The organism is Nostoc cycadae WK-1, from assembly GCF_002897135.1.
Lineage (GTDB): Bacteria > Cyanobacteriota > Cyanobacteriia > Cyanobacteriales > Nostocaceae > Nostoc_B.
On the sequence record NZ_DF978423.1, the window covers coordinates 63,931 to 78,184 of the forward strand.

A 14,254-nucleotide genomic window follows, 5' to 3' on the forward strand; every position below is an offset into this window, starting at 1 on the left:
TGCTTTGTATAAAAGTCTCAATTCATCCCGCATTTATGCAACGCCAAATAATCTTGGTGAAATAAGCACTCAAATGTTTCTAAACCAATAACTGTACCTGTGAACCTTGTTGAGTTTTATGCACTTCAATTCTGGCTTGAAAGGCTTCTTTGAGGTGGGGCATGTGGGTAACTGTGAGGATGCAGGCAAAATCAGAGGCGATCGCATTTATGGCTGCAATCAAGCGATCGCATCCTTCCGCATCTTGTGTCCCAAAGCCTTCATCTATAATTAACAATTGCAACGCCGCCCCCGCCCGTTGGGCTAATAATTTCGCCATTGCTAACCGGATGGCAAAGTTAATTCTAAAGGCTTCGCCACCAGAGTAAGTCTCATAAGCGCGGGTTCCCTTAGCATCGGCAATTAAAATGTCTAAGGTGTCTATCAGCTTGGCATTCTTCTTGGTAGATTTACCACTTCTACCTGCTTTTTGAGTAATAAATTGCACATGTAACTGATTTGCACTCAATCGTGATAACAATTGATTTGTCTCTGCTTCCAGCTGCGGCAAGACGTTTTCAATCATTAAAGCTTGGATACCATTTTTACCAAATGCCAGGGCTAACTCGTGGTAAACCCGGTATTGTTTCTTGCAAGCTTGCAGCTGTTGTTGTTGTTCTTCGTACTGCACTTGCAAAGTTTCTAGTTGATGGGCGAGTTGTTCCAAACGCCCCAACTTGGCAATTTGTTCATCAAGTTGTCGTCTGCGGATAGCTAACTGCTGTTCTAAAGCTTGAATTTGCTCAATGGGGTTGGCAGACTGGGCTAGTTGTTGAACAATTTCATCAATTTGGCTGGCGAGTTTTTGTCGCTCGTTCAACCGAGTAGTTTTCGCCGCTTCTAGTTCTTGTAATCTCCCTTGCAGTTGGGGATATTGCTGTTGGGCTGATAACAATTGTTGATAGCGTAACTGCCAAGCTTGACCTTGGCGGACTGCTTGACGTAAATTATTGTGTTGCTCTGAACTGTAACCAATTTCAGCAATTTGACGCTCAAGCGCTGCAATTTGTTGGGCGCAGTCAGAATCAGTTTGCTCTTGCTGAATTCTAGCTTGTAGTTGAGTAATATTTGCTTGTAATTCTGGTTTGCGGGCTGCTAGGTGTGTTTGGCGTTTCAGCGCATCCTTAATTTGCCCTTGTTTAATTTCCGCCCAGCGCCATCTTTCAACTTCACTCCGCGCTAAGGCATGGTCTTGCTCATTGTAATTTAATTGTTGCAGATATTCGTCTAATTGTCGTAGTTCTTGTTGTTTATCGTGGGCATAATCACCAATTTGGAGCGATCGCTCTAAATGTTGTCTTTCTTGTGTTAGTTGGTTTAACTGTTCTTCAGCATCGCTTGTTGATTCCAGTTGGGCGGCTAGTTGTCCGCGCTGTTCTCGCAAAGAGTCATAAGGAGATAAGTTTTGCGATACTTCTCGATATTTCTGCCTCAGTACTTGAATTTCTCGATCTGTACAAGCCATCTGTTCCCGAAATACCCACAATTGTTCCTCTGTGTCTTTGTATTCAGCTTTGGTTTTATCTGCGACTCGATTCCAGTGATGTTCATCTAAAGGACGTTCGCACAAAGGACAAATTGCGTCTGGATTACGCAACATTTGGAGTTTTTGGTCTAATTCACCCAATAACCTTTCATATTCGCGTTGCTGTGCTTGCAGTCTTTCAATAAAGTGTCTTCTTTCCTGGCCTTTTTCTTGGATGCGTTGCAAATAAACTTTATCTTTCTCCATTTGTTCAATCTGCATTGCTACAGCCATTACGGCTTGTTGCAGTTCGGGATAGCGTTGTGAGGAGCGTTGCAGTTGATTTTCTGTGGCTTGTATTTGTTCTAACCTGGCGACTAAACTAGCTTGAATTCTATCTAAGTGACTTTGCAAACTTTGGCGCTGTTGTAATAAAGGCGAAACTTGCATTTGCAATTCATCCAACTGAATCACCCGGCGACGGGCAGCGCTTAGTTGTCCTAAAGCGGCTTCGACTTCGCCTGATTTACTCAGAGTTTGCTGAATTTCTTGTTCTTGCTGGGCTAACGCTTCCAGTTGCGCTTGTGCTTGTTGCAGTTTTCTTTCAAGATCATGAATTTGCCCAGTTAGTTGCTGCTGCTTTTGTTGACGCAGTGCTGTGGCGCGGGTGTGTTGCTCAAACTTAGCTGCAAAAGCTTCTTCTTGAGATTGTAAGCTTTGGTAATGGGCGTAACCGTTTTTAATTTCGGCTTCTTGATTTAAAGTAGCCGTCAAATCTGCCAGCTGGGTTTTAACGGATGATTGTTCTTGGTGGAGGCGATCGCAATCCTGCGTTAAATTCTGGTATTGTTGCCTCACAAAGCTGAGTTGTTGTTCCCAATTTTGCCGCTGGTGTTGGACAACTTGCAAACTTTGTAGTTGAATATTGTCAAATGCTTGTACCTGTTGCAGCTGATTCAGTTCTGCTTCTAATTCTCCTCTTTGGGCTGCTGTAAAGTCTCGCTGTTGCAGTTGCGTTTTAATCGATTCCAAAGAACGTTCTAATTCTTCTGCTCTGGCTTTAAATTGGCGGGAAGATTCTTTGGCTCGTTCTTCCAAGTCATCATACTGCGTCAGTTTTAACAACTCCGCTAAAATTTCCTTGCGTTCTGTCGGGCGCTTCAGCATGAATTCATCAGCACGGCCTTGACGTAAATAAGCGGAATTAATAAAAGTGTCGTAATCGAGCTTGATATGTTCTAAAATCAAATCCTGGGTTGCCCGTACTCCTTTACCCGTGAGTGGGCGAAACCCAGAAGGTGTTTCAATTTGAAATTCTAAAACACTAGTTGCACCGCGAATTCTTGTGCGAATCACTCGATACTTTTGCTGGTTAATGTGGAATGTGAAATCAACGCGGACTTCTTTCGCCCCAGCATGGATGACATCATCTTCAGTTGAAGCTCGACTTTCACCCCAAATTGCCCATGTAATCGCTTCGAGCAGAGACGATTTACCTGCGCCATTAGAACCACAAATACAAGCCGTATGCAAACCACGAAAATCTAAAGTAGCATCACGGTAACTAAGGAAGTTTTTGAGGATAAGTTGTACTGGAATCATTAAGGCAATAGCGCCACATCTAGGATTTGATGAACGAGCAGTACAGATGCACTCTAGATAGTTTAGCTAGGTAGATATCAGGATTCTAGTCCTAAAGTCCGTAATTTTACGAAAATTAACAATACTATGAGCAAGTTTTTCCCGCTTGGCAAATTATTTTGTTTATATTCAAAGAAAAAAGAAACCTGCCACACAGACAAGTTTCTTTCGCATAACTAATAATTCTATTTGTCAGGGGTTAATTCTGGTTCATCATCTCGTTTATCATTTTGTTGGTTTGAATTGGGATCGCTCCTCAAAAACCCCATCACAAAATTAAAAATTGCATCAGCCGACTTTTCGACTGCCCAGCCTAAAAATGCGCTAAGTATCAGCATTAAAATAGTGTCCATAAAATATGCTCAATTGACGACTCTTACAATGTCGCGCTAATCATGTCTGAGTAAGGCTTATGGCAAGTATGAGTTCAGGTATGATTTATGTATGAGTTGCGTGACTTTAGTAACAGGGAGAAAATGGACATAGCTAAAAACGTCACAAGTTTGTTGTTCAGCTATGGCAGAGCGATCGCTTAAAGCATCTCAAAAAGGCATACAGTTAGCAAAACAAGCTCTCACTAGTAAGAGATTGTTTCAAAAGGATTTAATCGGTTTGGTTTGTCAGAGTCGCCAACCTATTTCTAAATTTTTTACAGGTAAACCTGTTGATCGCGAAATTTTTGTTGGAATTTGCGAAAGGCTGAGTTTGAAATGGCAAGACATTGCTGAACTACCGCCAGTAGATGAGTTAACGAAGGTAGAAGATAATACTTTTGATATCAATACTCTTGTAAAAGAGGTACGCGAAAAGATAAAACCTCTCATTGAAGAACGTTGCGGTACAATGCGTGTCTTAGATATGACTCAACCCATTGGGCTGAATGATATCTATACCAATGTCAACATTCTAGAGAAAATCACTGGACGGCGGCGGCTAGGAATTGATGAATTACTTCAACAGTGTACGAGTGATGATTTTAATCATTTTGGATTGGTGAAAAATACTGAAAAACGATTTCCAGCACTAGAAGCAGTTGATAAATATTCCAAGCTGATGATTTTAGGAAAGCCTGGAGCAGGTAAAACCACATTTTTGAAGTATCTAGCCATTCAATGTATTAGAGGAGAGTTTCAGGCTGAACGCGTACCAATTTTTGTAACCTTAAAAGACTTTGCCGAAGCTATAAACAAACCAGGATTATTGGAATATATCACTGAACACACAATAGAGGGCATATCTAAAAAACGGCATTTTGTAAAAAAGGAATTTATTACATCTATTCAAGATGTAATAACTCACAGCAAAGCATTATTTTTACTCGATGGTTTAGATGAAGTTAAAGAAGAAGATTCAAAGCGTGTCTTAAGAGAGATTCGTGATTTTTCTAACCATTTCCAAAATAATAACTTTGTGATGACTTGCCGCATTGCCGCACGAGAATATACGTTTGAGAAATTCACAGAGGTAGAAGTTGCAGATTTTGATGATGGACAAATTGCTACTTTTACAACTAACTGGTTTAAGGGGAAACCTGTCAAGCCAGAGACTTTTATTCAACGCCTCCACGACAATAACCGCATCCAAGAACTGGCTGCAAGTCCGTTACTACTAACATTGTTATGTTTAGCATTTGAAGAGTCTGGTGATTTTCCCGCAAATCGTTCTGAATTATATAAAGAAGGATTAGATGCACTGTTGAAAAAATGGGATGCCAAGCGGGGAATTCAGCGTGATCAAGTTTATAAAAGACTATCAGTCCAACGCAAAGAAGATTTACTCAGCAAAATCGCGCTGACTACTTTTGAACGTGGTGACTACTTTTTTAAGCAGAAAATAGCAGAGCAATACATTACAGAATACATCCGCAATTTATCTGGCGCTAGTACTGATGAAGAGGCATTGCAAGTTGACAGTGAAGAAGTTTTGCGCTCCATTGAACATCATCATGGGCTAGTTGTAGCAAGAGCTAAAGGTATTTACTCATTTTCACATCTGACATTCCACGAGTATTTCGCTGCTAGAGAAATTGTTTTTGTCAAGCAGTCATCAGAAGAAGTTTTGAACGATCTGGTGGTTCACATAGTAGAGAAGCGTTGGCGAGAAGTTTTTCTTCTTGCGATTGGAATGTCACCCAATGCAGACCGTTTATTACTATTGATGAAAGATAAAGTTGATACTATTTTAGCTGAAGATGAGTATTTACAAAAATTATTGATGTGGAGTAATAAGAAATCTATTGCCGTAGATCTTGATTACAAAAATGCTATAAAACGGGCTTTTTATTTTGCTTTTATTATTACTCATGAAACTGGAATTCCTGGCATTTGTCTAGGCATAACATCCAGTTTCTTGAATAGAATAATTTTTAAATCAGAGAGATATACTTCCAATTTTATATTAGAATATTTCAAAATAGAAAAGCAAGTATCGGAGAGATATATTAACTTTACATTGATTGACATTATTTGTCCTGATTTTATAGAAGAAGATATTGATTATGAATCTATCCTTTTACTAGCTTTATCTCCTGAAACAGAGAAATCCCTGTTACAACTTCAAAAACAGCTACCCACGTTAAATGTTAAAACAAACTTATTTAAAAAATGGTGGAAAATTAATGGTCAAGACTGGACTGAAAAATTTATTTCAGTAATCAATAAATATCATAATAGTATTGATACACATTGGCAATTTACACAACAGCAAAATAATTTAATACATCAGTATCATGATGCAAGTGTATTACTCATGGAGTGTTTAAATAGCAATTGTTATGTAAGTTATGAAGTGCGACAGTATATAGAAGATACCTTGCTATTACCTATTGCAAAAATTAAACCATATCAGCAGTAATCTTAAATAGTCAAATATAGTGGTACTATTTAATTTTTGAAAATTGAGAGGCTCAGATACTAGACTTATTTAATAAGTAAATATTAAATTGTAGTGTGCTTCAAGAGTTGCTATAACGCACCGATATATATTGTGCGTTACGGCTAATTCTAATTTTGCAAAATCTCAAATCCTTTCATGGCCGTAACACACCCTACTTAATAATTCTGTGAATTCAACCTTTAGAGTTTCGCAGCAGTAACTGACAACCACATAAAAAGGGGTTTGGACTTTCTATGCGTTCGTCTCGTAGCACTTCAATTGGCAACTGACTGTTGTAAATTAATTTATCGTAATCCATCAACGCATTCCACTTAATTTTGCCAGTAGGAAACCCAATTTCTAAAGCTGCATCAAATATTAATTCTTGCCACTTCTGAATCTCTGGGTCTCGTGATTTACAGTAATCCAAAATTGCGATATATGCACCAGGTTTAGTAACGCGTAAAATCTCATCCAGAGCGCGTACAGGATCGGTAACAACACAAAGAGTAAATCCTGATGCAGCAGCATCAAAAGTATTATCAGGAAAATCCAAATTTAGCAAATCAGATACTTTAAAAGTGATATCTGCGGATACACGCTTTTTCTGGGCTTCATCCATCATTTTCTCAGATAAATCTACACCTACAACACTTACTCCTTCAGGGTATGCGGGAAGATTAAGTCCTGTGCCAACAGCAGCATCAAGCACAGTTTGTCCAGGTTTAAGCTGTAAAGAATCAATCAGTGGTTGACGATCAATATGCCAGTAACGCAACATAATCTGCTCATAATCTACTGCGCCCTGATCGTAGGTATCAATTATCTTTGTTACTTGCATATACTGCCCCATAAATATAGAAGTAGCTATTTTGTTTTAACTGTTTTCACAAGAATTTGGCAATGAAATAATGCCTATTGTTTTACCTTCTATAGTTGGTGTAAATACATAGATTGTTTAGACAAAAAATTTATGCGTCAGTAAGCAAAATTATGAATTAAATTCTGGATTCTACATCCTATTTTGATAAAACAAAATTCTGGTGGAACAAAGGCGGTAAGTTCGCGTCAATCAAAGGTATATAACTCTTGATTTAGCGAAGCATTTCAGCAGTGTAATATTTTGTGGAACAATAGCAGATACTCCGCGTCATCCAATCAGCCTGACTACGGTATATGCCTAGAGATAGTTCTCTAGCTAGTCAGAAACAATCTCAGTAACCACTCGTCATCACACAAGTCACACACATCAAAGTAAATTTTGTTATGACACACCTTTATCGCCTCAAATCTGGAGCAGCTGCATTCATGGCAATGGCACTAACTACAGGCGCGATCGCTCCTATAATTGCTGTAGCTCCTGCCCAAGCACAATATAATCTTGGACAATCACGCTCAACTACAATTCCTGCTAATGTAACTTTGCCTGTGACTTACGAAAAAGAAAAAGTCGTTGTCACCCCAGGCGAAAGTATGTCTCTGAAGCTAAGAATAGCTAATGACATTATCGATAGAAATAGAAATGTCTTAATTCCCGCCAGAACGGAAGTTGTCGGTAGACTAGAGCCTGTTGATTTATATGGCAGAAATTCCCCCAGCAACAGAAATAATGACAATAGCAAGGGTGTAAGGTTTGTCGCTTCAGAATTAGTCTTCCCCTCTGGTCGCAGACTACCAATTAATGCTAATTCTCGGACAATCACCGAAACTGAAAAAATTACCAAAGGTGCAGATACTGGTCAAATTTTAACTGATGCAGCTATTGGTGCAGGCGCAGCTAGTGTAATTTCGCTGCTCACAGGTAACAGGAGGATAGAAGTATTAGAACCTGTGGCTGGTGGTGCAGCGGGTGCTTTAGCCAGTGTGCTGTTGCGGAAAAAGCAAGCTGATGTCTTTGTTCTCAGACCAGAAGAAGATTTAGACATCACACTGACAAGCAATTTAGTAATATCCCGAAACACTACTAATTATTAACTGATATTTCAGTCGTGAACTCAATCAGCTTAATCAGCGATCGCCTCTTTCAATATAGTGTGCGATCGCTTCATTTTTATAGATACAAAATTTAATATTAATGCAACTATTTGATCTCTATCTCGTCTTATTTAATATTCAAGGTACATGCTGAATATTTGCTGCTTGTTAAAGTCGAAAATCCGCTTCATTCATTCTTTAAAGCAAATTTAGTGTATCTACGGTGTCTATATCTAGTAAAAAAAATCAAGATAAGAGTATCAGGCATCTAGAGAAACTTGCATCTTCCTTCCTACTGTGACAGATAAGATTCACAGATAGGACTTAATAAGTTATCTTTCCATCTCCTGTATAAGTGCAGATGTAGAAACAGCTAACTGTAATCAGTTGGTTGGAAATCACTCATGATTGCTAATTTCCATATATCTTCAATAATTTAACGAAAATGCTGAAAAATTTATCTCTTGCTTTACTAGGAACAACTGTTATTGTAGCGAGTGCTAACCCAGCTAGTGCCGTAACTATGGTAGTAAGTGGTGGGATGTTCTCTAGCTACTCTGATGCTAAAACTGTCACCTTTGATGATGGTACAGCAAATGACCCAAATGGATTTGCTACTTACTCTAATGTCACTACTAACATTGTTCAGGGTAGTGTAAGTGGTCAATATGCTTCACCCTATGGAGATACTACTAAGTTTCTCACAATTGCTCCATCAGGTAGTGGTGTTGCAGGTGATAGTGGTTTTGTCAATATTAATTTCAAAGAAGCTGTTGATTACTTCGGTTTTTATGCAGGTTCATTAGATAGCTACAACTATATTGACATCTATAGCGGTAATCAGTTGTTAAAGACTTTTAGTGGCTCAGATGTACCAGGTGCAGTAGCTGATGGTAGCTGGACTAGCGGTCAAGCTAATATGTTTGTCAATCTTGTAGGTGAAGCAGGCGAAAAATTTGATCGTGTTGTGATGCGTTCAAATGGTATTGCTTTTGAAACAGATAACCACGCCTATAGACTAGCGCAGAGTGTTCCAGAACCCAGTGCTATGTTAGGTGTATTAGCAATAGGTGCTTTCGGAACTACTTCACTTTTAAAGCGTCAACAAAAGAAAGTAGCAGTGAAGGCATAAATTTCTTTTCAAGTCTTATTTTATAACTGCTATGTGTAGAAACTTGCATAGCAGTTTTTTAGTGGAAAATATGGTTAAAATTATAGACTTCGCAGGATGTATCAACAATAAATGACTGAAAGTATTTTGATGAATTTAATCACACCCATCAGAATTTACTTTCTTTTTATCAAGTTATTGCAACTATTTTATCTCTATATCGTCTGCTGAAATATTCAGATAAGTGTACATATCATTTTAGGTTTAGTAGATATAAAATCCAATGAAATAGGTAATAGGGAATAGTTGATAAACTATTCCCTATTACCTATTTTTTAAATATATATCTTTGGTATTAAAGCAAGTTTATTTACTCAAAAAAAACGAAGATTTTGGAAACCTTATTGTTGGATTTTTGTCTAAGTAATTAACAGGAAATAAATAAATGTTTGGAGTAAAATTAATGTCTAATTTAACTGGTTGGCAATCTAAAACTGCTGCACTTATGGCTTTGAGCATCACTGCTGGTGCTGTAGCCCCCTTTATGACAGCTACACCCTCTTTTGCTCAAACCACTTTTACAGATGTTTCATCTAATTACTGGGCTGCACAGTTTATTCAAGAATTGTCCCAGCGGGGTGTAATTGCCGGGTTTCCTGATGGCAGTTTCCGTCCAGAAGAAGCGGTAACACGCGCTCAATTTGCGGCGATGGTTAACAAAGCTTTCCAAAAAGCACCGCAACGTCAGTCAATCAGCTTTGTGGATGTACCCAGCAATTACTGGGCATCGAGCGCCATTCAGCAAGCTTATACCATTGGTTTCCTCTCAGGATATCCCGGAAACCGCTTTGAGCCTAACCAAGCTATTCCCCGTCAACAGGTTTTAGTTTCCCTGGCTAACGGTTTGGAATATAGTGCTAATAGCAATGTTGAAAGCACTCTGCAATACTTCAACGATGCTTCTGGGATTGCTAGTTATGCCCGTAGTCCGATCGCAGCGGCAACTGAAAAGCAAATTGTTGTGAACTATCCTAATGTTAAGTTCCTCAATCCCACTGCAACTGCAACACGCGCCCAAGTAGCAGCTTTTATTTACCAAGCGTTAGTGAGTTCTAATCAAGCTTCGGCGATTAATTCACCTTATATAGTCGCAACTCAAACCACTACACCAACACCTGTATCGATCACAATTCCCCAAGGGACTGTGATTCCCGTGAAGTACGATCAAGCTAAGAAAATTCTGGTAACAAAGGATGAAACTGCACCTTTAACCCTGACTGTTGAGCAAAATGTTGTCACCCAAGATGGTACTGTAGTCATCCCCGCTGGTAGTCAAGTTGTTGGTCAACTCAAGCCGGCAAAGGGTGGTTCCCAATTTGTTGCTCAAAAACTGGTGTTAACTACAGGTCAAGAGTATCAAATTGCCGCTACTTCTGATGTGATTACAAAAACGGAAACAGTGAAAAAAGGCACTAGTACTAGAGCGATTATTACGAATACTGTATTAGGTGCTGGGGCGGCGGCGGCGGTATCTGCGGTGACAGGCGATCGCGCGATCGCTACAGAAGAAGTTCTCGGTGGTGCGGCCATTGGTGGCTTAATTGGTTTATTCTTCGGTCGCAACAGTGTTGACTTAATTGCTATTAACCCCGACACCGATTTACAAATGACCGTCAATCAAAATTTGTTGGTCTCAGTTAGATAGTTGTTAGTCAAGAGTCAATAGTAAAAATGAACTTTTTGACCATTGACCATTGACTATTGACTAATTGGCAACCAAATAATAAACGTAGTTCCCGGTGTATCGGGGGATGTGATCGCAGAATTAATTGCTGGGCTGAAAATTTCTATTTCACCTTGCATTTGCTCAATTAATTGTTTAGCGATCGCTAATCCTAATCCTGTACCGGGAATTTCTGTTTGTGCTTGTACACCTCGGTAATGTCTTTCGCCCAAATGTGTTATGTCTTCTTGGGGAATTCCCGGCCCAGTATCACTAATAGCAATACCGATAAAATTTTCTCTTTCTTGCCCTACTTGGATGAAAATTTTGCCGCCTTTGGGGGTGTATTTCAAAGCATTATCAATGATATTGCTTAAGACTTCTTGTAAAGCTTTAATATTGGCACGCACCAAGGGTAAGTTTTTGGGAATTTCTGTTTTTAATTTGAGATGGCGTTCTTGAGCGATCGCTTTTGCTGATAGTAATAATGGTGCTAATAAATCAGCTAAAGAGCAATCAGTTGCTTTTTCTCCTGTGCCTGGTAATAATAAAATCGGTTTGGGTTCTGTTTGGACAGTAGCTTCCACAAATACTTCATTTTCGGGTAATGCCAGTGGTGCTAAATCTAATTCTGTCCAGTCAATAACCTGCTCAAATTGTTGCAATAATTCTTGCAGGCGATCGCTTTCTCTCACAATATTCGCTCCCACGTCTCGGTTAGGATCACCTGGACGCAGTCTTTTAAATAGCAATTTGCCAAAAGTCCGCAATGCAGTCAAAGGATTGCGAAATTGGTGTAATAAATTATCTAATAAATCTCGCTGCTGTTCTTGGAGAACTTGTTGTTGGTGTAACTGTTGTTGCAACCATGCTCGACGCTGATCTAAAACACAAGCGATCGCCAAAGTCTGAACTATCTTTTTAATAGTACTTTGTTCTTGTTGATTCCAAGCTCGGTCTTCTCTACAAGTCACCAGTAATCCCATCATGACACCCTCATGAACCAGGGGTCGAACAATTTGGTGTCCACTCAGCAAATACTCTTCTTGAAAATCTGGCTGTTCAGTATCCGTGGTTTCGACCTCTGGTGATGCAGTCGGAGATTCTGTAGCTGCTGTCAATAACCGTTTTTGTTGTTTGGGCAGTAGCAAAATATTACTAATTTGTAATTGTTTGCGTGCTTTTACCTCAGTATTCTCCTCTCCTGGTGGTAATCCTGCTGTTTCTGGATAAACCACTACAGGAATCAGTTTCGCCTCAGTTGTTGGAGCTTCTACCAATTCTTGTGTTAAATAAACCACACTTAAAGAGGCTCCCAACCCTTGGGCTAACAATGCAATTTGTTCTCGGCATAAAGCCACAAAATCTGAACTAGCAGACATTAACATTTTTCATTTCTTGCTTAGGATCACAGGTTTTGAGGGAATTTTCAAGAATCAGCTTGATTCTAACTCTGTTTTCATCAAGCTTCACTAAAGCTGTTTAAATAATGGTATAGATAAAGAAATCCTGTACTTTACTAGTTTTGTGATTTATTTGTCTTCAAAAAAATTATTTTTGTTGTATCAAAAGTTTATAAACTATTGATTTTTTGAACTAGAACTTTTATAATTACGACGGATTTTGTAGCTATCACTACAATCTAATAGCTTGAAAGAGGAGGAAAATAGGTTGGCAAGGAGACGGAAAAGGAAGAGTCGTCGTCGCCAGGAAGGACGGCGGATTTTAGAGCATGTGCCTCAATATAGCATCGAAAGCGGCGAAGAAAAACCTGTGACAGCAGCAAGAAAATTCATTCAAGCTGAAGGGATCTTGCCACCAGCTCTGCTACTCGTAAAGCGAAATGAACACACAACAGACAGATATTTCTGGGCAGAAAAGGGTCTGTTTGGCGCTCAATACGTAGAAGAAAACCATTTCTTGTTCCCCAGCCTACGAACATTAGAAGCTCCGGCTGGTTCAGAAACTGTGGCATTAGCTGCTCGCTGAACTTTAAGTGGTTATCTTACGTGCTGAATGTGTTCTGAATATTCATTTAACTGGCAAAGTTGATCAGTTTATGCAAAATTTTCAATTTTTTTTAAATTTGGGTCTGATTTGCCAGTAGAGGGTAAAGGGTAGGGTAGTCCAGGCGGTTGGACAAACAACTCTCATCAAGCCGTATAGGTTTGTGTGAGTTGAATTATCAATGTAATATTCATCAGGGAGTTAGAAAGAGTGATACAGAGCGTTCAAAAGTGAGAGTCGCAATGCGCTTTCCTTTTGCAGGCTAGGTTACAAGATACCTTTTTCTCTACAGCAGTTCGTTATAGAGAAAATTTACATCACAACAATCCTCTTTCCTACTCCCTATTGTTTATTTCCTCTCGCTCATCACTAGAGGAAATGTAAAAAAACTCAAATTTAATCACTCAGCTTTAAGTTGAGTGCTTTCTGTAACTCAATCAGTTCATCTCGATGGGCAGTTACAGTAATCTTACTGGGGGAGCTTGGTTCGCCTTGATTAGCTTTTTGCAGATGAAGCAACACCTTCTCAGTTCTTCCTGCTTTTTTCCAATAGAACACGCCACTCAACGGTGATAACAGCACTATTCCTAGAAAATAACTGCTGATGTTAGGAAACAGCAGTGATAAAACAAAGGATAAACAAATTAAACCTACTGTTGCCAGTAGCGTCAAAAAAATTGCTAAAAATAAGCTGGGTTGGACAAAACCCTCAAAAATAACTTGATTTTTATCTCGGTCTACCGCTGCCACTCGGTAAGACCGCGAACGGAAATAATCCTGTAATTGAGGCATTAATACAGCTTCGTCTTGCTCAGATACCAGTTGTGCAGTTTTTGTCCGGTCTTTAGTTGCAGCACGAATAAAGAAAAATAGCCCAACTGATAACAATAAGGTGAGCAGCAACGTAGATGGCAGAATAGCAGTATCCATAACTGATTGTTACTGTGTGAATGGAGGAGATTTATTCATTATTAATTATTAGTTAATTTGTCCTCCCGTTAATGTACTCTTGCCAAAGACGCGTTAAATCCTGCGCTTGAACTTGCCATTCTGGAGAAACTTGGTACATTCGCCTAGGTCTTCCTCGTCCTTCGAGTTTCTTCCAATACCCATTAATAGCCCTTTCGTCTTCTAGAAACTTAATCGCACTATACAGTACGGTATCTGAAAGCCGATAGGTTGGATATTCAGTTTCTAAACGTTGAATTAACTCGGTTCCGTAGGATTCACCTTGCCGTAAAACAGACAGTATGTAACAAATAGCTAGTTCCTGACAGAGGTAAGTTGGCGGAGGATTTTCAAAGAATTGATATATATCCTCAAGTTTCATGGTTGGTGAATGGCTAAAAAAATGCCTTAGGGTGGGATTTATAATCCTTGTGTTCAGTATGCACTATTACTTACGTAATAAAAAATACAG

At 39.2% G+C, this 14,254-nt stretch carries 11 protein-coding genes; 5 read left to right on the forward strand and 6 right to left on the reverse strand.

Going from position 1 to position 14,254, the window contains the following annotated elements:
* Positions 1–79: 79 nt before the first annotated feature.
* Together sbcC and NCWK1_RS29400 are read right to left on the reverse strand one after the other, a co-directional pair.
* Positions 80–3,106, reverse strand: a complete 3,027-nt coding sequence (gene sbcC / locus NCWK1_RS04625) for an exonuclease subunit SbcC (protein ID WP_103123898.1) — start codon at positions 3,104–3,106, stop codon at positions 80–82.
* 224 nt (positions 3,107–3,330) lie between these two features.
* Positions 3,331–3,498, reverse strand: coding sequence for a hypothetical protein (locus NCWK1_RS29400; protein WP_187308056.1), 168 nt, complete (start codon positions 3,496–3,498; stop codon positions 3,331–3,333).
* 163 nt (positions 3,499–3,661) lie between these two features.
* Here NCWK1_RS29400 and NCWK1_RS04630 point away from each other — a divergent pair, with 163 nt between their 5' ends.
* Positions 3,662–5,998, forward strand: coding sequence for an NACHT domain-containing protein (locus NCWK1_RS04630; RefSeq protein ID WP_103123899.1), 2,337 nt, complete (start codon positions 3,662–3,664; stop codon positions 5,996–5,998).
* 214 nt (positions 5,999–6,212) lie between these two features.
* Here the strand turns inward: NCWK1_RS04630 and NCWK1_RS04635 are convergent, their stop codons facing one another.
* Positions 6,213–6,860 carry a class I SAM-dependent methyltransferase gene (locus tag NCWK1_RS04635; protein ID WP_103124128.1) on the reverse strand — a complete coding sequence of 216 codons (648 nt, stop codon included), beginning with the start codon at positions 6,858–6,860 and terminating at the stop codon, positions 6,213–6,215.
* Between the two features lie 425 nt (positions 6,861–7,285).
* Here NCWK1_RS04635 and NCWK1_RS04640 point away from each other — a divergent pair, with 425 nt between their 5' ends.
* The 3 genes from NCWK1_RS04640 to NCWK1_RS04650 all read left to right on the forward strand — a co-directional run bounded on the left by NCWK1_RS04640 (position 7,286) and on the right by NCWK1_RS04650 (position 10,809).
* Positions 7,286–7,993, forward strand: a complete 708-nt coding sequence (locus NCWK1_RS04640; protein WP_103123900.1) for a conjugal transfer protein TrbI — start codon at positions 7,286–7,288, stop codon at positions 7,991–7,993.
* 445 nt (positions 7,994–8,438) lie between these two features.
* Positions 8,439–9,125: an Npun_F0296 family exosortase-dependent surface protein gene (locus NCWK1_RS04645; protein WP_103123901.1), complete on the forward strand. Its 687-nt coding sequence runs from the start codon at positions 8,439–8,441 to the stop codon at positions 9,123–9,125.
* Positions 9,126–9,567: 442 nt separating this feature from the next.
* Complete coding sequence (locus tag NCWK1_RS04650) at positions 9,568–10,809, forward strand: S-layer homology domain-containing protein (RefSeq protein ID WP_096585326.1); 1,242 nt, start codon at positions 9,568–9,570, stop codon at positions 10,807–10,809.
* Positions 10,810–10,862: 53 nt separating this feature from the next.
* Here the strand turns inward: NCWK1_RS04650 and NCWK1_RS04655 are convergent, their stop codons facing one another.
* Positions 10,863–12,215, reverse strand: coding sequence for a sensor histidine kinase (locus tag NCWK1_RS04655; protein ID WP_096580691.1), 1,353 nt, complete (start codon positions 12,213–12,215; stop codon positions 10,863–10,865).
* A gap of 283 nt (positions 12,216–12,498) precedes the next feature.
* Between NCWK1_RS04655 and NCWK1_RS04660 the strand changes: the two genes are divergently transcribed.
* Positions 12,499–12,816, forward strand: coding sequence for a DUF3155 domain-containing protein (locus tag NCWK1_RS04660; protein ID WP_096580693.1), 318 nt, complete (start codon positions 12,499–12,501; stop codon positions 12,814–12,816).
* Positions 12,817–13,230: 414 nt separating this feature from the next.
* Here NCWK1_RS04660 and NCWK1_RS04665 read toward each other — a convergent pair whose 3' ends face one another.
* The gene (locus tag NCWK1_RS04665) at positions 13,231–13,764 is read right to left on the reverse strand and encodes a cofactor assembly of complex C subunit B (RefSeq protein ID WP_103123902.1); all 534 of its coding nucleotides are present in this window, start codon (positions 13,762–13,764) and stop codon (positions 13,231–13,233) included.
* A 52-nt stretch (positions 13,765–13,816) separates the two neighbouring features.
* Positions 13,817–14,164: a PadR family transcriptional regulator gene (locus NCWK1_RS04670; RefSeq protein WP_015115158.1), complete on the reverse strand. Its 348-nt coding sequence runs from the start codon at positions 14,162–14,164 to the stop codon at positions 13,817–13,819.
* Positions 14,165–14,254: the final 90 nt, after the last annotated feature.

Coding starts and splice junctions, on each gene's coding strand:
- NCWK1_RS04650 (WP_096585326.1), top strand. CDS start 9,568: ATGTCTAATTTAACTGGTTGGCAATCTAAAACTGCTGCACTTATGGCT.
- sbcC (WP_103123898.1), bottom strand. CDS start 3,106: ATGATTCCAGTACAACTTATCCTCAAAAACTTCCTTAGTTACCGTGAT.
- NCWK1_RS04630 (WP_103123899.1), top strand. CDS start 3,662: ATGGCAGAGCGATCGCTTAAAGCATCTCAAAAAGGCATACAGTTAGCA.
- NCWK1_RS04645 (WP_103123901.1), top strand. CDS start 8,439: ATGCTGAAAAATTTATCTCTTGCTTTACTAGGAACAACTGTTATTGTA.
- NCWK1_RS29400 (WP_187308056.1), bottom strand. CDS start 3,498: ATGGACACTATTTTAATGCTGATACTTAGCGCATTTTTAGGCTGGGCA.
- NCWK1_RS04635 (WP_103124128.1), bottom strand. CDS start 6,860: ATGCAAGTAACAAAGATAATTGATACCTACGATCAGGGCGCAGTAGAT.
- NCWK1_RS04655 (WP_096580691.1), bottom strand. CDS start 12,215: ATGTTAATGTCTGCTAGTTCAGATTTTGTGGCTTTATGCCGAGAACAA.
- NCWK1_RS04665 (WP_103123902.1), bottom strand. CDS start 13,764: ATGGATACTGCTATTCTGCCATCTACGTTGCTGCTCACCTTATTGTTA.
- NCWK1_RS04640 (WP_103123900.1), top strand. CDS start 7,286: ATGACACACCTTTATCGCCTCAAATCTGGAGCAGCTGCATTCATGGCA.
- NCWK1_RS04670 (WP_015115158.1), bottom strand. CDS start 14,164: ATGAAACTTGAGGATATATATCAATTCTTTGAAAATCCTCCGCCAACT.